The organism is Rhodococcus sp. GQ147 (genome assembly GCF_059759155.1).
The window spans coordinates 299,411-318,763 of record NZ_JCAXDU010000002.1 but is presented as its reverse complement, the minus strand read 5'-3'; the positions used below and the strand labels follow the sequence as shown (position 1 = coordinate 318,763).

General features: G+C 68.1%; 17 protein-coding genes, 1 tRNA gene, 1 pseudogene and 1 riboswitch. Of the genes and pseudogenes, 14 read left to right on the top strand and 5 right to left on the bottom strand.

What is annotated here, in order from left to right; genetic code table 11:
- Positions 1 to 104 precede the first annotated feature (104 nt).
- The 12 genes and pseudogenes from AC6CID_RS03855 to AC6CID_RS03800 all read left to right on the top strand — a co-directional run.
- A complete protein-coding gene (locus AC6CID_RS03855) occupies positions 105 to 569 on the top strand; it encodes a GyrI-like domain-containing protein (RefSeq protein ID WP_064060596.1) in 465 nt (154 codons plus the stop codon).
- Positions 566 to 991, top strand: a complete 426-nt coding sequence (locus AC6CID_RS03850) for a hypothetical protein (protein WP_064060597.1) — start codon at positions 566 to 568, stop codon at positions 989 to 991. Before AC6CID_RS03855 ends, AC6CID_RS03850 begins: the two co-directional genes overlap by 4 nt.
- A gap of 71 nt (positions 992 to 1,062) precedes the next feature.
- Positions 1,063 to 1,815 carry a hypothetical protein gene (locus tag AC6CID_RS03845; RefSeq protein WP_498353598.1) on the top strand — a complete coding sequence of 251 codons (753 nt, stop codon included), beginning with the start codon at positions 1,063 to 1,065 and terminating at the stop codon, positions 1,813 to 1,815.
- On the top strand, positions 1,815 to 4,022 hold the full coding sequence (locus tag AC6CID_RS03840; RefSeq protein WP_498353597.1) for an Rv1355c family protein: 2,208 nt from the start codon (positions 1,815 to 1,817) through the stop codon (positions 4,020 to 4,022). Before AC6CID_RS03845 ends, AC6CID_RS03840 begins: the two co-directional genes overlap by 1 nt.
- Before the next feature lie 13 nt (positions 4,023 to 4,035).
- Positions 4,036 to 5,931 (top strand): putative bifunctional diguanylate cyclase/phosphodiesterase, encoded by a 1,896-nt coding sequence (locus tag AC6CID_RS03835; protein WP_498353596.1) that lies wholly within the window; start codon positions 4,036 to 4,038, stop codon positions 5,929 to 5,931.
- Positions 5,932 to 6,035: 104 nt separating this feature from the next.
- Positions 6,036 to 7,610 carry a sugar transferase gene (locus AC6CID_RS03830; RefSeq protein WP_064060599.1) on the top strand — a complete coding sequence of 525 codons (1,575 nt, stop codon included), beginning with the start codon at positions 6,036 to 6,038 and terminating at the stop codon, positions 7,608 to 7,610.
- A 198-nt stretch (positions 7,611 to 7,808) separates the two neighbouring features.
- Entirely contained in the window at positions 7,809 to 8,531 is a 723-nt protein-coding gene (locus AC6CID_RS03825; RefSeq protein ID WP_258913905.1) for a lytic transglycosylase domain-containing protein, read from the top strand.
- Between the two features lie 116 nt (positions 8,532 to 8,647).
- Entirely contained in the window at positions 8,648 to 9,934 is a 1,287-nt protein-coding gene (eno, locus tag AC6CID_RS03820; protein WP_094980862.1) for a phosphopyruvate hydratase, read from the top strand.
- Positions 9,935 to 9,942: 8 nt separating this feature from the next.
- Positions 9,943 to 10,650: an FtsB family cell division protein gene (locus tag AC6CID_RS03815; RefSeq protein WP_231412246.1), complete on the top strand. Its 708-nt coding sequence runs from the start codon at positions 9,943 to 9,945 to the stop codon at positions 10,648 to 10,650.
- Complete coding sequence (locus tag AC6CID_RS03810; RefSeq protein WP_064062139.1) at positions 10,647 to 11,174, top strand: DUF501 domain-containing protein; 528 nt, start codon at positions 10,647 to 10,649, stop codon at positions 11,172 to 11,174. The genes AC6CID_RS03815 and AC6CID_RS03810 overlap by 4 nt, the downstream gene beginning before the upstream one ends.
- Positions 11,171 to 12,115 carry a Ppx/GppA phosphatase family protein gene (locus AC6CID_RS03805; protein ID WP_064062138.1) on the top strand — a complete coding sequence of 315 codons (945 nt, stop codon included), beginning with the start codon at positions 11,171 to 11,173 and terminating at the stop codon, positions 12,113 to 12,115. The genes AC6CID_RS03810 and AC6CID_RS03805 overlap by 4 nt, the downstream gene beginning before the upstream one ends.
- A 12-nt stretch (positions 12,116 to 12,127) precedes the next feature.
- Positions 12,128 to 12,244 (top strand): annotated as a pseudogene (locus AC6CID_RS03800) (cold shock domain-containing protein); the annotation flags it as partial.
- A gap of 122 nt (positions 12,245 to 12,366) precedes the next feature.
- On the opposite strand, the gene AC6CID_RS03795 reads toward AC6CID_RS03800, so the two are convergent.
- Both AC6CID_RS03795 and AC6CID_RS03790 read right to left on the bottom strand, forming a co-directional pair.
- Complete coding sequence (locus tag AC6CID_RS03795) at positions 12,367 to 12,831, bottom strand: hypothetical protein (protein WP_498353595.1); 465 nt, start codon at positions 12,829 to 12,831, stop codon at positions 12,367 to 12,369.
- A 14-nt stretch (positions 12,832 to 12,845) separates the two neighbouring features.
- A complete protein-coding gene (locus tag AC6CID_RS03790) occupies positions 12,846 to 14,099 on the bottom strand; it encodes a lipase family protein (protein ID WP_039584581.1) in 1,254 nt (417 codons plus the stop codon).
- Positions 14,100 to 14,446: 347 nt separating this feature from the next.
- On the opposite strand from AC6CID_RS03790, the gene AC6CID_RS03785 reads away from it, so the two are divergent.
- Positions 14,447 to 14,520 (top strand) — tRNA-Leu (locus tag AC6CID_RS03785).
- Positions 14,521 to 14,640: 120 nt separating this feature from the next.
- On the opposite strand, the gene AC6CID_RS03780 is transcribed toward AC6CID_RS03785, so the two are convergent.
- The 3 genes from AC6CID_RS03780 to AC6CID_RS03770 all read right to left on the bottom strand — a co-directional run bounded on the left by AC6CID_RS03780 (position 14,641) and on the right by AC6CID_RS03770 (position 17,238).
- On the bottom strand, positions 14,641 to 15,411 hold the full coding sequence (locus AC6CID_RS03780; protein WP_217580058.1) for an ABC transporter ATP-binding protein: 771 nt from the start codon (positions 15,409 to 15,411) through the stop codon (positions 14,641 to 14,643).
- A complete protein-coding gene (locus AC6CID_RS03775; RefSeq protein WP_019288745.1) occupies positions 15,408 to 16,193 on the bottom strand; it encodes an ABC transporter permease in 786 nt (261 codons plus the stop codon). The genes AC6CID_RS03780 and AC6CID_RS03775 overlap by 4 nt, the downstream gene beginning before the upstream one ends.
- The gene (locus AC6CID_RS03770) at positions 16,171 to 17,238 is read right to left on the bottom strand and encodes an ABC transporter substrate-binding protein (protein ID WP_259443599.1); all 1,068 of its coding nucleotides are present in this window, start codon (positions 17,236 to 17,238) and stop codon (positions 16,171 to 16,173) included. The genes AC6CID_RS03775 and AC6CID_RS03770 overlap by 23 nt, the downstream gene beginning before the upstream one ends.
- Positions 17,221 to 17,317, bottom strand: a riboswitch (TPP riboswitch). Its footprint overlaps the gene before it by 18 nt.
- A gap of 318 nt (positions 17,318 to 17,635) precedes the next feature.
- On the opposite strand from AC6CID_RS03770, the gene AC6CID_RS03765 reads away from it, so the two are divergent.
- Positions 17,636 to 19,348, top strand: a complete 1,713-nt coding sequence (locus tag AC6CID_RS03765; RefSeq protein ID WP_248846167.1) for a hypothetical protein — start codon at positions 17,636 to 17,638, stop codon at positions 19,346 to 19,348.
- The last annotated feature ends 5 nt before the right edge of the window (positions 19,349 to 19,353 follow it).

Sequence of the window (19,353 nt, the reverse complement as noted above, 5' to 3'; positions counted from 1 at the left end):
ACCTGCCGTCTCACCCCCTAGCCTCATATTCGTAGTCGTTGTGCCGGTGTCGGGCAGTGCACGCGATGCAGGGGGAAGCTGGACGTGTTTGGAGGAACTGCCCGATGTCGTTTCAAATCGTGGATCGCCGCGAAACCCTCGTTGCCGGTATTCCGGTTCGTAGTCCCCGCCGAGCTCTCGGCCAACTCCGAGATCCGCACCTCGAAGAGGCATGGGCTGCCCTGCTGAACGGGGAAACCTACGGTCCGTTCGCGGCCACCTACACCGATCACGCGGAAGACATAGATTCGTACTACACGCAGACCGTGGGGTTCTGCTGCTCGTCGGTCGACGACGTCCCCGAGGGGTATGTCGTATCCCGTGTTCCGGCCGGCACCTACGCGAAGTTCTCCGCGGTGGGAAGTCGATTCACGGACGTCTTCGACGACCTGTGGCGCCAGATCTGGGACGCCGAAGCGGAGGGTGAGATCACCCGCGCCTTCACCGGCGATTTCGAGACCTACCCGCACGCCTTCGGAATCGAACTCTACGTCGCGATCGTCGACCCGAGGCAGGAGGAGGAACGATGACGTTCACGGTCGTGAAGGTGGAACCTTGCCTCGTCGGCGGACTCGTGGTCCCGGGAGCGGAACCGGGAGTTTTCGGAGAATCGGGCGATCTGACCGATTTCACCCTGGAACGGTTGCGGCTGCGGAAGATTCGCGATCTCGTGGCGGTGTTCAACTGCCAACCCCGCGTCGGCTGGTCCGCGGTCTTCGGATACCGCCTCGGCAATCCGGACGATCTGGAGGTCGGCGACTCGATGATCCGGGTCGACGAGCGGTACGCCGCGCGTTTCGTCCCCGACGGCCCGTCGCCCGATCTCTACAAGGATCTCTGGCGGCAGGTGGAGATGGCCGAGAAGGAAGGCGCGATCACGCGCGCCTACACCCAGGAGGTGGCGGTCATCCCGGAACGGGGCGAACCCGAGTTGTACATCTCCGTGATCTGAGCATGCCCCGGTTCGCCGAGCGCGACCTCGTCGGGGGGCGTTCGGCGGATCGCGGGCGGAAAGGGCCGCCCGTGTATCCCCAGCCGCTCTTCATGCGCCGCACGCTCGACTTCTGGGACGAGGACTCGGAATATCACTTCGTCGCCGCCACGCCGCAAGGCGAGCCGGACCTGTGGGTGCAGTTCCTCGACGGTGCCCGCGCCGCCTACCGCCGTTTCGGCGCCGAGGGCGCTCTCGAATACGCATCGATCCGTGACGGGACGTCCACATCGTTGTTCTTCGCCGCCGTGACGACGGACGGTGTCGTCCAAGGAGGCTCCCGCGCCCAGGGGCCGTACGGCAGCGGACGCGAGTCGCACGCCTTTCAGGAATGGACCGATCCCGGCATCCGGGCGAGGATCGCGCGGATACTCGACGCCTACGTCCCCCACGGCCTCATCGAGGTGAAGAGCACGTGGGTGGGCTCCGGTGCGGTGCGCCGGCACGAACTCAGCGCGGGCGTGGCACGCACGCTGACCTATTCGATGGAACTGCTCGGCACGCGCTACCTCGTGGCCACCTCGGCGAGCACAGCGGTGGCCCGCTGGCAGGAGGTGGGAGCGGAGATCGTCGACGAGATCCCGCCCTGCCCCTATCCGGACGACCGCTACCGGACGCACCTGATCGTGTGGGACGTCGAGCGGTGCAGGTCGGAGCGGCGGAGCCGCGAACTCGAGAAGCTCCTCGCCTCCGATGCGGCGCCCGGTTTCACGTATATGTCCTCCCTGCTTGCTCTACGCTCGCTGGAAAGGGGCGACCTGAAGGGATCGGGTGGGGAGATGTGATGCCCTCGGAGGACATACCGTGCGCGGCGTTGCTACTCGCCGAGGACCTCGAAGCGGACATGGACGTCCTGGATCGGCTGCGTCGCGACGGCGTGGACCTACGGGATCGACTGGACGACCAACGAGCAGGCCTCGCCGCTCTCGGTGACGACCTCCCGGACGAGGCCCCGCGATGGGCCTACTATCCCTGGAGCCGCATCGCGGTCCGGATCCTCGGCCCGGCCGGATTCGACCGACTCCGGCTCGACCGCAATCGCAACAAGATCACCGCCGAAGAACAGGCACGCCTGCGGTCCGCGAAGGTGGGCGTCGTCGGACTGAGCGTCGGCTACGCCGTCGCCTACACCCTCGCCCTCGAGGGGGCCTGCGGCGCACTACGTCTCGCCGATTTCGATGAGCTCGAACTGTCCAACATGAACCGATTGCCCGTATCGGTCACGGACCTCGGCGTGAACAAGGCCGTGATCGCGGCACGGCGGATCGCCGAACTCGACCCCTACCTGCCCGTCGAGGTATGGACCGACGGCGTCACCCCCGACACGGTGGGGGCGTTCTGCCGGGACCTCGACGTGGTGGTCGACGAATGCGATTCGCTCGACGTGAAGCTGCTGATCCGGACGGAAGCGGCGCGGCGACGGCTCCCCGTCGTGATGCACACCAGCGATCGAGGACTGCTCGATGTCGAACGGTTCGATCTCGACGGCGACCTGCTGCCCTTCCACGGTCTGCTCGGCGATATCGACCCCGAAACGCTGCAGACCCTCTCCACCCGCGACAAGGTCCCGTACGTGCTGTGTCTGCTCGACCCGGAGGAGATCTCCGCGCGCATGGCGGCCTCCATGCTCGAGGTCGGTGAATCCCTGGAGACCTGGCCGCAACTCGGAGCCGACGTCGGCCTCGGCGGCGTGACCGTGTCCGCGGCGGTGCGCGGGATCGTCCTCGGTCACCCGATCGCGTCGGGACGGGTCCGGATCGATCTCGACCGGCACCTCGACGCGCTCGACGTGCCTTCTGTGCACTCCGAGGCACCCGACGTGCCTTCTGTGCACTCCGCGGCACCCGACATGCCTTCTGCGGCCCCTGGGGTGTCTGCGGGCGCCTCTCCGGACGGGGAGACGCCGCAGGATCCACTGGAGGCCGTGATCGACGCCGCGATCCGGGCACCCTCCGGCGGTAACGCCCAACCGTGGTCGATCGTCGTCGAACCGGACTGTTTGACGTTCGCGCTGGCACCCGAACCGGAACCCGTCCTGATGGACCTGCACCGGCGCGGGAGTCTCGTCGCGCTCGGCGCGGCCCTGCACAACGCGCGGGTGGCCGCGGCAAACCACAAGATCCTGGGGCCCGCCACGGTGCTCGACCCTCCCGGCGAACCGGAGCCGGGTGTCCCGCTGGCCCACCTGGAGCTGGGGAGCGACACCGATCCGGATCTCGCGGCGTACCACTCGGGCATGCTTGCGCGCGCGACCAACCGCTCACCCGGTGACCCCCACACCGTCACGGACGACGAACTCGAGGCGATGCACGCGGCCGCCCGGCTCCTCGGCGGACGTATCGAGGTCGTCACCGAGAGCGACGACATCGCCCGCCTTGCAGAGATCCTCACGGAATCGGACCGCGTGCGGTATCTCGACGGCCGGCTCCGCAGCGAGATGGTCGCCGAGCTGAGGTGGCCGGACGACCCCGATCCCGACAGCGGGATCGAAGTGGACTCGCTCGGGCTCGACACCGCGGAGGCGGCAATGCTCGACGTCGTCCTGCGCGACGACGCCCTCGACCTGCTCGAGGAATGGGGACTCGGAAGGGGACTCGGCAGGATGACCCGCGACCGCGTGCTCGGCAGTGCCGGGCTCGTCGCGGTGTTCACCGAGGGCCCGTCGCCCGCGGACTACATCCGGGGCGGTGCGGTGGTCGAGAGCGTCTGGATCGCGGCGCAGGAGATCGGTCTGGCCGTCCAGCCCGTGTCGCCGGTCTTCCTGTACGCCGATACGCGGAGCGATCTCGAGCACCTGAGCCCGGAGCATGTCGACGATCTCGACGTGCTCCGGCAGGAGCTGGCTGCCGTCCTGGAGGTTCCCGCGGGCGGAGGCCTCGCCCTGCTGCTGCGCTTCGGCCGTGCCTCGGCGGCGACGATGCGCAGCCGGCGCCGTAACGACCGCGTGCGCCACGCCGGCGACGTCGACGGACTCATCCCTGCTCGAGGCTGACGACGGAGGCCTCATGCCCGGTACGAGAAGAACGCTGGAAAGCCTGGTCACCAGGATCGCCGCTCGGCTGATGCCCGCGGACGCTGCGTCGCACCTCGAGGTGGTGCGTCTCGTGCTCCGGGATCTCGTCGAGGATCTCGGGGTCGACACCTGCTTCCTGAGGTACAACGACCACGAGATCGGGGCGACGATCCTGGTCGCCGAGTGGCCTCCCCGGGAGAACGTGCCCGACCCCGATCCGATCGGTGTCGTCTACTTCCGCGATGCGGATCCCGTCTTCGCCGCTGTCGAGCATCTGAAGGAGCCACTCCTGGCGGGTGCCGGTGGGGCGTCGTATCCGGTCGTGGAGTCGCCCGACTACACCGAGCGGGTGTTCGCCGCGTCGGGATGGTCGGAGGTATCCATGGTGGCCGTGCCGCTCGTGTCCGGGCAGATCACGACCGGCGTACTGGGGTTCGTGAACGAGGGTGGCCGGCCGTGGAGCGAGGACGAGGTCAACGCGTTGACATTGATCGCGGTCCTGCTCGCGCAGGTGCAGGCACGTGTCCGCGCGGAAGAGGACCTGCGGCGCGCCGCCTACGAGGACGCCCTCACCGGACTCGCGAGCCGGCGCGCTCTGTTCGAATATCTCGACAAACGGCTCGAACCGGGCGCCGAGGGGCCCGTCGGGTTGCTGTTCCTCGACCTCGACCGCCTCAAGGCGTTGAACGACTTCCTCGGTCACGACGCGGCCGACTCGTATCTCTGCAGGATCGCGGACCGTCTTGCGAAGGGCAGCCGACCCGACGACCTCGTCGCCCGGCTCGGCGGCGACGAATTCGTCGTGGTGCTGGCCGGCCCGTCGTCGATGGAGGAGGCGATGGAACGGGCCGAGGTGTACCAGGACGCGGTGGGAGCGTCCGTCGCGCTCGGCAACCGGACCGTCGGGCGCGGCGTCAGCGTGGGTGTCGCGCTCGGGACGCCGGGGGAGCTGAGTTCGGCGACCCTGCTCAGTCGCGCCGATCAGGCGATGATGGTGGCCAAGCGGCAGGGCGGCAACGGTGTGGGTGTGTTCACCGAGGACATGAACGAGAAGGGCAAGCGCCGCACCATCATCGAGATGAACCTCCGGACGTCGATCGACGACGAACATCTGACACTGGAGTACCAGCCCGAGATCGACCTGCGGACCGGGACGATCCTCGGCGTCGAAGCGCTCGTCCGATGGAACCGGTCGCCGCTGGGGGTGCTCCAGCCGGGAGAATTCGTCGAAGTCGCCGAGGCCACCAATCTCGCCGGGGAACTGGGGGAGTGGGTCGTCACACGGGCCTGTGCGCAGCTCGCGGAGTGGAAACGGAAGATCCCCGACCTGCGGATCACGATGAGTGTCAACGTCTCTCCCGTCCAGCTGGTGTCGATGGATTTCGACGCCACAGTGAGATCGGTCCTCCACCGCCACGGCCTCGTGGGGTCGGAGCTGTGCCTCGAGATCACCGAGAACGTGGTCGTCGGAGACCTTCAGCGCACGAAGGACACCCTCCGCCGGCTCGAGCGCCTGGGGGTCTGGGTCGCGATCGACGATTTCGGGACCGGGTACAGCTCGCTCGGGCATCTCAAGGCCCTTCCCGTCGACACACTCAAGATCGACAAGGGTTTCGTGCAGAATCTCGAGCACAGCGAGGAAGACCGGGTCATCGTCGATTCCATCGTGGGGCTGGCCTCGTCGTTCGGTCTGCAGGTGGTCGCCGAGGGTGTCGAGACCGTCGGTACGGTGAAGCAGTTGCTGGATCTGGGTTGCACACGGGCGCAAGGATTTCTGTTGAGCAGGCCGACCACGCCGGACCGGCTCCGGTGGATGCTTCAGGCCGGGAGTGTGCGGTTGCCGTGGAACATGGACACGTGGGCGGCGACGAAGACCGTGAAGAGCTGACTGACCCACTGAAGATGCTAGAAGTCTGTTATTGCGTGAAAAACAATCTCAAGGTACGGTTTGGGAGTCGGGGTAACCGTGACTCCGGACTGGGGTGACCTTGAATGTACAAGCGTGAGAACGACTTCGCGACGGTTCTCGACACGGATTCCGACCGTGACGCACCGACGACGAAGGCCGGGTCAGGACCGAACGGGGCACGGAAGATCGGATCGACCATCGTGCTCCCCGTGGGCTCGCAGGTCGCGTCCGTTCCTCCACCGGTACGCCGGCCGAGAACCGAGCGCCGCTACAGATCGGTGGTGACCGGCTTCGACCTGTTCGTGCTCGTGATCGCCCACGTGGTCGTCACGGTCGGATACCACTCCTTCGACCAGATCGACTCGTGGCGCACCCCCGTTCTCATCGGCGCCTCGATGACTGCGGCGATCGTCTCCCTCGGAATCCAGAAGGCCTGGGACGAAAGAATTCTCGGAACCGGCACAGAGGAGTACCGGAGGGTCGTCCGCGGATACGTCTTCGCCGTCGCCGCCCTGGCCGTCGCCGGATACGGATGGGGCACCTCGGCCGGTCAGTCCTGGACGTTCGGCTCGCTGCTGATCGCTCTCGTGCTCACCCTGCTGGGGCGGACGCTGCTCCGCCGTCACCTCTCGAAGGCCCGCACCGAGGGTCGATATCTGCACTCGGTGCTCGTGGCCGGAGACGTGGAGGAGGTGCACGAGCTGGTCTCCCGGGCCGACTGCCTCCGACGCGCCGGATGGCGGGTCGACGGCATCTGCCTCGCCGTCGACCGCGGCGCCGACTCCCTGCCGGTGGCCATCGACGACATCCCCGTCCTCGGCACCGACGAGATCGTCCTGGCCGTCGCCGAGCAGCACAACTTCGAGGCCGTCGCACTCCTGCCCTCCGGTCGGTGGCCGCACGCGCGGACACGCAGACTCAGCTGGGACCTCGAGAAGATCGGTGCCGAGCTCCTCATCGCCCCCGTGCTCATGGACGTCGTCGGCCCGCGCCTGCACATCTCCCCGCTCGAGGGGCTGCCCCTGTTGCAGATGAGCGCCCCCAGCTACAGCGGCCCGGCCTGGATCGTGAAGAACGTCTTCGATCGGGTCCTCGCGGTGCTGATCCTGATGGTGATCGCGCCGGCACTGCTCGCCGTCGCGGTCGCGATCAAGGTCGGCAGCAGAGGACCGATCCTCTTCCGTCAGCAACGGGTGGGACGCGGCGGAACCCCGTTCACGATGTACAAGTTTCGCAGCATGGTCGTCGGCGCCGACGAGCACAAGGACGACATCGCCGATCACGACATCGGTGCCGGAGTGCTGTTCAAGGTCCGCGAGGACCCGCGGGTCACCAGGGTCGGCCGCTTCATCCGGCGGTACTCGCTCGACGAACTGCCGCAACTGTTCAACGTGGTCAAGGGCGACATGTCGCTCGTCGGCCCGCGCCCACCGCTCGAATGCGAGGTCGCCCGGTACGGACAGGACGGCGCGGCGCGGCGGTTGTTCGTCAAACCGGGTGTGACGGGACTGTGGCAGGTCAGCGGACGCAGCAATCTGTCCTGGGACGAGTCGGTACGGGCCGATCTGCGGTACGTCGAGAACTGGACCTTCATGCTCGACCTGTCGATCCTGCGCCGCACGATCCGGGCCGTTCTCAGCGGGGACGGCGCATATTGAGGGAGACCGCTGTCGAGACAGTAAAGACAGAGTCAGAGGCAACGGTGGAGTCCGACCCCTCGCGGATTCCACCCTCCGAGGCCGGCGCCGACGATCAGGCGGGATCGTCGGCGCCGGTGCGTCTACTTGGGGTTTTCGTCCCGTATGGAATATGGAGGGGTGCCGTCCGATCGAGAACCCCGACGCTGGCTGTGGCCGGTGGTCCTGCTCAGTGCGCTCGTCGCCGTCGTCTTCGTGGCGGTCGAGTCCGCTCTGCACTCACCCCGGCGGCCGTCCGTCGAGATCCCCGACGGCGTTCCACCGGCTCCCGGCCTGCCCGTTCCTCCCATCGACGTGAACGGTCCCGGCCGCACAGCGGCGCAGCTCGCCGACTGGGCCGAATCACAGTCCCGCGAACTGGGCATCCCCACCACCGCACTCGAGGCGTACGGGCACGCGGCGGCCGTCCTGGCCGTCGGCACCCCCGGATGCGGCCTGTCGTGGACGACCCTCGCCGGCATCGGCAACGTGGAGAGCAGCCACGGACGGTTCGGCGGCGCCTCCCTCGGATCCGACGGCAGCGTCTCACCGCCCATCCGGGGTGTCCCGCTCGACGGCACCCGGGGCAACGCCGAGATCCGCGACACCGACGGTGGCCGCCTCGACGGCGACCCGGTGCTCGACCGGGCGGTCGGGCCGATGCAGTTCATCCCCGAGACCTGGGAACGATGGGGTGTCGACGCGAACGGCGACGGCATCGCCGACCCCGACAACATCGACGACGCGGCCCTGACCGCGGGCCGCTATCTGTGCGACCGCGGAGGCGACCTGACCACCGCGGAGGGGTGGACGAACGCCCTGATGGCCTACAACCGCTCCACCGAATACCTGATGCTCGTCCGCGACCGCGCCGCCGCCTACGGCGTGGGAGTGCGGCCGTAGACGGCACCGCGCCGGGCCTCGAGCGCGCCTGTGCCTCACACGCAGGTCGCGACCGTTAGGCTGTCCCCAGCGTGCAGACACCGCAGCGTGACAGTCCATCGAAGGAGAATCAGCCAGTGGCCATCATTGAGCAGGTAGGAGCCCGCGAAATCCTCGACTCCCGTGGCAACCCCACGGTCGAGGTCGAGGTGCTGCTCGAGGACGGAAGTTTCGCCCGCGCTGCAGTGCCGTCGGGCGCCTCCACCGGCGAGCACGAGGCCGTCGAGCTGCGTGACGGCGGCGAGCGTTACCTCGGCAAGGGTGTCGAGAAGGCCGTCGAGGCGGTTCTCGCCGAGATCGGCCCGGCCATCATCGGCCTCGACGCCACCGAGCAGCGCACCGTCGACCAGGCACTCCTCGACGCCGACGGCACTCCCGACAAGGGCCGTCTCGGCGCGAACGCCCTGCTCGGCGCGTCGCTCGCCGTGGCGAAGGCCGGTGCGGAGTCGTCCGGACTCGAGCTGTTCCGTTACGTCGGAGGCCCGAACGCCCACATCCTTCCCGTTCCGATGATGAACATCCTCAACGGTGGCGCCCACGCCGACACGGGCGTCGACGTCCAGGAGTTCATGGTCGCCCCGATCGGCGCCCCGACCTTCAAGGAATCCCTCCGCTGGGGTGCCGAGGTCTACCACTCTCTCAAGTCCGTGCTCAAGAGCAAGGGCTTGGCCACCGGCCTCGGCGACGAGGGCGGCTTCGCCCCCGACGTCGCGGGCACCAAGGCCGCGCTCGACCTGATCAGCGAGGCCATCGGTAAGACCGGTCTGAAGCTGGGCAGCGATGTCGCGCTCGCACTGGACGTCGCGGCCACCGAGTTCTACACCGAGGGCACCGGCTACAAGTTCGAGGGCCAGAACCGGACGGCCGCCGAGATGGGCGCCTTCTACGCCGAGCTGCTCGGCCAGTACCCGCTGGTCTCCATCGAAGATCCGCTCAGCGAGGACGACTGGGAGGGCTGGGTCGCGCTCACCGAGGAGATCGGCGACAGGATCCAGCTCGTCGGCGACGACCTGTTCGTCACCAACCCCGAGCGCCTCGAGGACGGCATCGTCAAGGGCGCCGCGAACGCGCTGCTCGTGAAGGTCAACCAGATCGGCACCCTCACCGAGACCCTCGACGCCGTCGACCTCGCGCACCGCAACGGCTACAAGACGATGATGAGCCACCGCTCCGGCGAGACCGAGGACACCACCATCGCCGATCTCGCCGTCGCCGTCGGCAGCGGACAGATCAAGACCGGCGCGCCCGCCCGCTCCGAGCGTGTCGCCAAGTACAACCAGCTGCTGCGCATCGAGGAGTCCCTCGGCGACGTCGCTCGCTACGCCGGCGAGCTCGCCTTCCCGCGGTTCTCCGTCGAGGGCTGATCGCCGGCATGAGTCAGCGCGGTAGATCCCGTCCCGGAGCGAGGCGCACCCGCACCGAGGGTGCGTCCGGCGTCCGGCGTCCGAGCCGGGTCCGGCCCACGGGATCTACCGCCCCGGCCGAACACTCGGCCGAGAACGCGGGTGCGCGGCCGGCCGGCCGCGAGGACCCCGTTCATTCGTCGCCCGGTCGCGGCCGCCCCGGTGGTTCGGGGCGAGCCCGCCCCACCCGGGTCGGCGCGCCCCGCGACTCCCGCCGCCCCCGCACCGAACGCACCGTCCTGGGCCTGTCCACCGGCCGCGCCGTGGTGCTCGCCCTCGTCGTGTGTGGTCTCGCGCTCACCCTCGCGGTGCCGCTGCGCACCTACGTGAGCCAGCGTTCCGAAGCCGAGCAGCTCGCCGCCGAACGCGTGCAGCTCGAACAGGAGATCGCGGCCCTCGAGGAACAGAAGGCCCGCATGGAGGACCCGGCCTGGGTCCGCGCCCAGGCCCGCGAGCGACTGCGGTTCGTCGTCCCCGGCGACATTCCCTACCAGGTGCAACTGCCGGGCGACGCCCCGCCCGAACGTGAGGAACGCGAACCCGAGCGGCCGACGACCGGCGCCTGGTACAGCGACCTGTGGTTGTCGGTGTCCGAACCGGCACCCGAACCCGAGCCCGAACCCGTGCCCCAGCAGATGCCTGTGGCACCCCCAGAACCAGGAGATGTCCCCGGGTGACCGATCACGTCACGCAAGAAGACCTCGACGCCGTCGCCGCCCAGCTCGGGCGCGAACCCCGCGGCGTCCTGGCCATCGCCTACCGTTGCCCCGACGGTGCGCCCGGAGTGGTGAAGACCGCGCCCAAGCTGCCCGACGGCACGCCCTTCCCGACGCTGTACTACCTCACCGACCCGCGCCTCACAGCCGAAGCGAGCCGGCAGGAATCCGCCGGGGTCATGAAGGAGATGACCGAGCGCCTCGGCACCGACGAGGAACTTGCTGCGGGCTACCTGCGCGCCCACGAGTCGTACCTGGCCGAACGCGACGCGATCGAGTCGCTCGGCACCGACTTCACCGGCGGCGGCATGCCCGAACGCGTCAAGTGTCTGCACGTGCTGATCGCCCATTCGCTCGCGAAGGGACCGGGCGTCAACCCGCTCGGCGACGAATCCGTAGCCCTCGCCGCCGACGCCGGTCTGCGTGGCACGGCGATCCCCGCCGACTGGCCCACCTACGCCGAGCTTCGTGGAGAAAAACAGTGAGGGTCGCGGGAATCGACTGCGGCACCAACTCCATCCGCCTTCTGATCGCCGACATCGCGAAGGACGGTACCCTCACCGACGTCACCCGCCTCATGAAGGTCGTGCGGCTCGGGCAGGGCGTCGACGCCACCGGTCGTCTCGCCCCCGAGGCGATCGAACGCACGCGGGTCGCGCTGGTGGAGTACGCCGACCTGATCCGCGAGACCGGCGCCACCGCCGTTCGCATGGTTGCCACCTCGGCCACGCGCGACGCGAGCAACCGTGAGGACTTCTTCGCGATGACCCGCGAGGTGCTCGGTGCCGTGATCCCCGGAGCCGAGGCAGAGGTCATCACCGGCGACGAGGAGGCGCGTCTGTCCTTCGCTGGTGCGGTCGGCGAACTCGACTCCGCGCGTGGGCCTTTCGTCGTCGTCGATCTCGGTGGCGGATCCACCGAGGTCGTGCTCGGCGACGCCGACGGTGTGCACGCCGCCTACTCCACCGACATCGGCTGCGTCCGGCTGACCGAACGGTGCCTGCACGACGACCCGCCGACCGCCGCGCAGGTCGCTGCGGCACGGGAGGTCGCGGCGGACAAGATCCGCGAAGCGCTCGAGCGGGTGCCGGTCGAGCAGGCCCACACCTGGGTGGGTGTCGCGGGCACCATGACCACCCTCGCCGCGCTCGCCCTCGAACTCGACGAGTACGACTCCGAGAAGATCCACTTGTCGTCGGTGCCGTTCGACCGCCTGCGCGAGGTGTGCGACGGTCTCGTCGCCGCGACCCGCGAGAAGCGCGCGGCGCTCGGCCCGATGCATCCCGGCCGCGTCGACGTCATCGGCGGCGGCTCGATCATCACCACGGTCCTCGCCGAGGAACTCGGCCGCCGAGCCGGCATCACCGAGCTGGTCGTGAGCGAGCACGACATCCTCGACGGCATCGCCCTGTCCGTCGCCCGCTAGTTCTTTGATCCGCACTACTCGGAGATCCAGTCGGGCGGCTACCGCAGCCTCGACGAGAACCAGCGCGTGCGCTTCGAGATCGGCCAGGGTGCCAAGGGTCCCCAGGCCACCGGTATCACCGTGATCTGATTCGATCTCCCGTCCCCCCAGGGGATCCGAGACACCATCAGGCCCGCCTCGTCATTCGAGGCGGGCCTGATGCATGTCCTGGCCGGATCGAGCGGAAACGATTGTGACGACCGGAAATCCCGTCAGGGCACCGTGAGACGAGTGGTGAACCGGGCGGGGTCGAGATAGGTCGTGTTGAGGCCGTCCGTGGTCACTGTCATTCCCGCATCGCCGGAACCGATGTCGATACTGATCTGTCCGCTGGGAGCGTGTCCGGGTTCGCCGGGAGCCGACGTCAGCTCGAGGGCGCGTACGCCGTTCCTCTTGCTTCCCCAGTGGTTGACGAATGCGGTGATGGTGCACGAACCGCCCAAGAACGTCGACCAGGACAGATCGATGAGGATCGTTCCCGGTCGATGGTGCGGGGCGAACACGTGGCCGGTCAGCTGCCCGCTGCACGGTACCGAGTGGTCCCGCCCCAACGAGTATGTGGTCGGCAGGGGAACGAACTCCTGGTGGTGCGCGGACGCCGTGCCCGGAAGAACCGCGAGCAGGGCAAGCGACATGCCGCCGACCGCGAACGTCCGACGGAATTGTCGTCCAGTCACGCTCCGAGCGGTGTTCATACCGTCCCGCAGTCCGACGACGGCGCAACGCCGGCGAATCGGCCGTCGAGGAAGTCCAGCGCACCCGGCAAGCCGATCACGGCGGCAGTGATGTGATCCGGGCTCGGCACGAGTTCGGTCCGCACCGCCACCCCGGCGTCGCAGTACCTGCGCAGCGTCGTGGAGATCGCATCGAGAGGAATCAGCACGTCGGTCGGTGAATGCCACTCGTACACCGGGGCATTCGGCACTGTCGCGACCTTCTCGACGCTGTTCTCCATCAGCACCTCCTGCACGGTCGGGCTGTCGAGCAGGGCAAGGCCCGCCGCAGCGTCGGCGACGTCGGCCATGCTGCGACCGGCACCGGCGAGCAGGATTTCGTTGGTGCACGCGTTGGCGATGCGGTCGCGCAGTTCCCGCCCCGCACCGTTGAGCTGCTCGCTGACCGGCATGCGGTCCGGGTACTCACGTTCGAGGCCGAGGGCGGCCGCCATCGCCAATCCGAAGGCGGGATGCGCGGATTCGCCGAGTTCCCGGGCCATCTCGCCGATGTCCATCGGGACGCCACCGTAGGCGGAGCCGACGATCGGGATCTCGGGCGCGTAGGTCGGGGCGAGTGCTGCAGCCATCGCTGTCGCCATCCCGCCGCCGGAGTAGCCGGCGATGCCGACCGGACTGTCGGCGAGTTCGAGCGGTGCGTAGCGTTGCGCGGCCCGGATGCCGTCGAGGGTGATCTGCCCGCCGACCTTCGCGGCGCCGTAGGCGCTGTTCGGTCCGAGATGATCGGGAACGGCCAGCGACCAGCCGCGCTGGATCGCGATGAGCAGGCCGGGAGACTCCCGGATCCCTCGCAGTGGGTTCGGTGCGTACAGCGCCGTCGACGGCGCGCATTCGAGCCCGAGTGCGTTGATGATGGCTTGGTACGAGACGAGCGGACGACCCGGCGCCCCACCCTGAGGGGACAGCACGGTGGTCACTGCGGAGATCGGTTCGCCGGCGGAGTTCGTCGACCGGAACTTCAACTGGACGGCGTCGGTGCCGGGAAATCCGAGCGGCGGCGGAAGGACGCGCGCGGCGAGGACGTCACCGGGCTGCCGATCGGCGATGTCGTCGGGGGTGCTGTAGAAGGAGTCGTTCACGGACGCGGGGTAGACGATGCCTTCGGCCTGTGCGGAGGGTGCGGCCACCAGGCTCGGCGTCGCTGCCAGGGCCATGACGGCTACTGCGGTGGCGAGTCGCCCGGTCAGTGGGCGTGCGGTCGTGAAGCGCATCCATGGTCCTTCTCTTCGTGCCCGGTTCACCAACCGGCTGTCCGCTGTGTACTTGTCTCCCCGCAGGATGTCGGCCGGAAATCGAGGTGCGTTACAGCCCGGGCGAGGAGCACATTCGAAGTCGGATCCGAGGAGGTCGAGGAGCAATGAGGATCGAACCTTGCACGGCCGAACGACGAAGTGACGTACTCGATCTCTCCCTCCGGGCGTGGCGTCCCGTCCTCGGGCTGTACCGGCCTCCGTCTACGAGGGGACAGGATACGAACGCCGTCCCGTCGCACGGTACTTCAAGAACCTCGCGCCCCGGCGCGGTGGTGGACAGTCGTGAACGCTAATGTGATCCCCACGCCCCTATAGCCCAATTGGCAGAGGCAGCGGACTTAAAATCCGCACAGTGTGGGTTCGAGTCCCACTGGGGGCACAGGTCCGGGGTCGTCCCCGATGCATCCGCTACCGCTCTCGCTATCCGCTACAGCAATTTGCCGTAGCGGATAGCGAATCTTGTAGCGGATGCACTGGTGGCGAACAGTTCGGCCGGCGACTATCCCGAGGGCAACCTCTGCTGCTTCTCGTGTCGTGACCGGTGCAGGACCTCCATGAGCTCGTGTTCGAGCGCCACGAACTCGCTCGACACGCACGTCTCCAGGGTTCGAGGTCGGGGCAGGTGCACACGCAGCTCGTGCTGCACCCGCGTCGGTCGCGGACCGAGGACGACGACCCGATCGGACAGCAACACCGCCTCGCGGACGTCGTGCGTCACCATCAGCACCGTCCACCGATGCTGCTGCCACACCTGCTGCAACCACAGTTGCATCTCGGTGCGGGTCAGCGAATCGAGTGCGCCGAACGGCTCGTCGAGCAGGAGCACGTCGCGCCCCTGCAGCACCGTGCGTGCGAGCGACGCGCGTTGACGCATACCGCCCGACAGTTGGTGCGGGGCAGCGTCCTCGAAGCCGGCCAGGCCGAAGGTCGGCAGCAGTTCGCGGGCGCGGGCACGAGCGTCGGATCGCTGTACACCCTGCACCTCGAGCCCGAGTGTGCAGTTGTCGAGCACCGTCCGCCACGGGAACAGCAGGTCCTTCTGCGGCATCAGCGCGACCTGCCCGGGTGCCGCGGGGGAGTCGCCGACGAGAACCTCTCCGGTGTCGGGTTGCTCGAGTCCCGCGACGATCGAGAACAGCGTCGACTTGCCGCACCCACTCGGCCCGATGAGGGACACGAACTCGCCGGGCTCCACAGCACAGTCGATGCCGTCGATCACCGCCCGGTCGCCGTACGACTTGTGGACCGAGGCCACCGTCACCGCATTCATCTCTCACCCCTCGTGAGCGCCCACGGCGCGACCATCCGTTCGACGACGAACGTCAGCGCGTACAGCAGGAGTGACAGAGCAGCGGTCACCACTACGGCAGCGAGCACGAGATCGGTGCGGAACGAGTTCTTCTGCGTGCTCATGTAGATGCCCAGACCGGATGTCGCGCCGACGTATTCGGCGAACACCGCACCCACGACGGCGTAGGTGATGCCGATCCGCAGGGCGGTGAAGAAGCGGGGGAGCGCGGATGGCAGGCGCACGTAACGGAACTGCTGCCACCGCGACGCGCCCATACTGCGTAGCAACGCGCCCGCCTCCCGGTCGGCCGCCGCGAACCCTTCGAGCAGCCCGATCGCGACGGGGAAGAACGTCACCAGCGCGATGACGAGGATCTTCGGTAGCAGTCCGAAACCGAACCAGATGATCATCAACGGCGCGATCGCGATGATCGGCAGGGTCTGCGACACCACGAACAACGGCACGAGGGCCCGCCGCAACCAAGGCGAGAAGTCTACGACGATCGCGAGGGCCCACGCCAGTGCCAGCGACACGGCGAACCCGACCATCGTGACCTGCAGAGTGGACCAGGCGTGCCCGGCGATGTCGACGCGATGAGACCACCCCTGCGTGAGAACGCGTGCGGGGGAGGGCAACACCTGCGGGCGGACACCGCTCACCACGACGTACGACTGCCAGATCGCGACCAGAGCCCCGGCGATGAGCAGCGCGGGAAGGAGCCGACGTGCGCGGCCGATGCTATCGGTCTTCGAGGTAGTCATCGGTGACATAGGTCGACCAGTCCGGCTCGGTCGTCAACGGGCTGCCGTCGGGTCCGGACAGCACGCCGTTCTCGTACAGGAACCGGGCATAGCCCGACCATTTCCCGGCGTCGAGGACTCCGACGGCGCCGGAGGCGTCACGCATGTACTCGGCGGCGAGCATGCGCTGGCTCTCGTAGACGAGTTCCTCGTCGGGGAAGGCCCCGGGGTTCGCCTCGAGCAGAGCCCGGGCTCCACGATCGGGGTCGTCGGCGGCGATCCGGTAACCCTGGTGCAGCGCCTGCACGAAAGCGCGTGCCTGCTCCGGGTTCTCCGTCATCCAGTCCTCGTTGCCGTCGACGACGATCGCGTACGCGTCGGGGAAGCCGTAGTCGGTGAAGCCGAAGTACCGCATGGGCAGGCCGCGGTGCTCGGCCTCGAGACCCTCCCACGCCAGGTACGACACGGTGAAGTCGGCGGTCGACGAGTAGACGGCCTCGTACGACGACGTCCCGAGCGTCACGTTCTCGAACTCACCGCGACCACCGTCGTTGCGGATCACTTCGGCGAGCATCTCGTCCTCACCAGGGTTGGCGAAGCCCGCGAAGGTCTTGCCGTCGAGATCCGCCGGCCGCGTGATCTCGGCGTTGTCGGCCCGCACGGCGATCCCCGTCGCCCAGTGCTGCAGCGGTGCGAGGACCGCGACGGTCCGGGACCCGGCGGCTCTGGCGATGGTCGATGTGGCGTGCGTGGAGATTCCGAACTCGGCGCTACCCGCGTCGACGAGGGTGTCGGGGGTCGCGTTGTTGTACGGCAGGATCTCGACGTCGAGACCCGCATCGGCGAACAGACCTTCCTGCTGCGCCACGTACAGGCCGGTGTGATTGGTGTTGGGCGTCCAGTCCAACGCGAATCGGATGGTGTCGCTCCCGGAATCGGACGAGCACCCGACGACCGCGGAGAGTGCGGCGACGAGGGTGAGCAGTCCGGCGAGAGTCCGCCGCGCCTTCACTGCGCGGGCAGGGGACGGATCGATGTGGGTACAGGCGTGGTCATGTCGGGACATCCCTTCGTCAGCATTACCTGGTCAGGTTCGACGGGTGTGATCTCAGCCCCGCTCGTGCGGAGCACCCCGTGTCACGGGCGACCCTAGCACCATGCCCTCCTGGGGCCGCCGGGACGGGAGCAGAACGGAAGATGTGACCCGAAGTTACGGAAATGCCCAGGTCAGGATGTCACCCTCACATTTCACCCGCAACGGAAGGATCGAAGATCCCGACTCTTCGAGTGATGGTCCCTGCCACCTCCCCCGAACGGCAGGGACCGTCGCTCTGCGCATGTCTCTCCCTTGCGCGGACGATGAAGGGCCGTCGGTGAACTCCGACGGGTCCGTTCTTCTGTTGTTTCCGTAGACCCGACTCCCGCAACGGTGTTCAATACGCACGAACCGATCGGGGGATGGGATGCGCGCAATGATGGGCGCCGCGATGGCTGCGGCGGTGATGGGAAGTGTCCTGACGGCATCGGTGGTGTCGGCGGAGACGAGCGGACGCACCGAAATGCCGTATGACTCGTCGGCGCCGCTGGCCGGCGAGGTGCTCGGGTCCGTGGTGTCGATACCCGTGCCGCTGCCGGCGGAAGCGGGACCGCGACCCGCCGCGTGCGACCGGTTGTCGTATCTGCGGTGGCGGTCGGCCGACGGACCGGAGAGTTCGGCCGACGCCGACCGGATCCTCGTCGCCCAGCCCGGGATCTTCGAGGGAGCGGGCGCGTTCGAGAGCGTCGCGCGCAACACCGTCGTCGCGGCCGCGGCCCGTGGTGCCCACGTCGAGTTCTGGGCACTCGACCGGCGATCGAACTGCCTCGAGGACCACACCGGTACCCGGGCGGCACTGCGGACGGGTTCGCTCGACACCGCGACCGACTACTACTTCCGCGGTGCCGAAGTGGACGGGCGACGATTCGCCGGCCACGCGAGCGGCGCCGACGTCGCGTGGCTCTCGCATGTCGGCATCGAGCAGACGCTGCGCGACCAGTACGACCTGCTGCGTCACGAACTCTCCGACCCGGAACTGCGGAAACGGAAAGTGTTGTGCGGCGGACATTCTCTCGGTGGTTTCATCACCGGCTACTTCGCGGAATGGGACTTCGACGGAGATCCCGCCACCACGGGCGACGCCGGTTACAACCAGTGCGGCGGGTACTTTGCGCTCGATACGGTGATCGAGGCGGGAGCGCCCTCCCCCGGGCAGAGTGCCCTCCCGGATCTGCCCGAAGCGGTCTCGGCGCCAGTCGATGCGTTCTTCGGCTCCATCTCGACGGCATCGCCGGTGCTGGCACTTCCCACGGTCATCAATCCCGAGACGACGAATCTGCTCGCACTCACCGGACTCGCCGCGCGACTGGACCCGGACAGCACCGACGGCATTGTCCCGCGCATGCCCGACAACCCGAACATCGACTGGACGTTGCGCACTCTGTTGTCGGGGGACTACGCGATGTTCGCGACGGGCGACCCGGATGTGCGGACGTTGAACGCGACCAACGAGGCGGTGCTCGGCGCGATCCTCGACGACAATTCGCAACCGCTGGGGTTCCTGCAGGTGAGCGTCGGATTCATTACCGGGGCGCCCGTGCGCGACAAGCTGTTTCCTGTTCCCGCCACGCCGGAGGTGCTCGGGTCGGGATTCTTCGGCGATGCGCTCAAGGCGTCGCCGGCGGTGTTCGCGGATCCGGGAGTCGTCTACCGGTGGCTCGACTACGACGAGGTGGGCACTGGGGCGTCGTCACCCGACGAGGCGCGGTACACCGATCGGGGGAGCGAGGTGACGTCGATCGCGGAGCTGGCGCGGAATCTGTCGGAGCCACCACTGGATTTCACCGAGTGGTACTTCCCGTCGAGGCTTCCGTTCGACCTCGCATCGGCGACCCGCTTCGAAGGGCATCTCCACCGCGACGGTGTCGCGCGCAATCCTGTGGTGACGCTGGTGGCGAGCGGCGGGATCCCGTTGCCGGAGAGGGATCATCCGAACGAACGCAGGTGGGTGCTGCCCGGATACAAGCACATCGATGTACTCACTGCGGCCGCTGATCAGAACGACGGGCGGCCCGAGCAGGTATCGCAGACGCTCGCCGACTTCGCAGCCGACCGAGTCGGTAGCTTCACAGTCGGATGAGGCGG

Bases quoted from the DNA above. Each gene is read 5' to 3' on its own strand.
- AC6CID_RS03830 (WP_064060599.1), top strand. From the start codon at position 6,036: ATGTACAAGCGTGAGAACGACTTCGCGACGGTTCTCGACACGGATTCC.
- AC6CID_RS03855 (WP_064060596.1), top strand. From the start codon at position 105: ATGTCGTTTCAAATCGTGGATCGCCGCGAAACCCTCGTTGCCGGTATT.
- AC6CID_RS03815 (WP_231412246.1), top strand. From the start codon at position 9,943: ATGAGTCAGCGCGGTAGATCCCGTCCCGGAGCGAGGCGCACCCGCACC.
- AC6CID_RS03790 (WP_039584581.1), bottom strand. From the start codon at position 14,099: ATGCGCTTCACGACCGCACGCCCACTGACCGGGCGACTCGCCACCGCA.
- AC6CID_RS03770 (WP_259443599.1), bottom strand. From the start codon at position 17,238: ATGTCCCGACATGACCACGCCTGTACCCACATCGATCCGTCCCCTGCC.
- AC6CID_RS03780 (WP_217580058.1), bottom strand. From the start codon at position 15,411: ATGAATGCGGTGACGGTGGCCTCGGTCCACAAGTCGTACGGCGACCGG.
- AC6CID_RS03835 (WP_498353596.1), top strand. From the start codon at position 4,036: ATGCCCGGTACGAGAAGAACGCTGGAAAGCCTGGTCACCAGGATCGCC.
- AC6CID_RS03850 (WP_064060597.1), top strand. From the start codon at position 566: ATGACGTTCACGGTCGTGAAGGTGGAACCTTGCCTCGTCGGCGGACTC.
- AC6CID_RS03765 (WP_248846167.1), top strand. From the start codon at position 17,636: ATGCGCGCAATGATGGGCGCCGCGATGGCTGCGGCGGTGATGGGAAGT.
- AC6CID_RS03775 (WP_019288745.1), bottom strand. From the start codon at position 16,193: ATGACTACCTCGAAGACCGATAGCATCGGCCGCGCACGTCGGCTCCTT.
- AC6CID_RS03840 (WP_498353597.1), top strand. From the start codon at position 1,815: ATGCCCTCGGAGGACATACCGTGCGCGGCGTTGCTACTCGCCGAGGAC.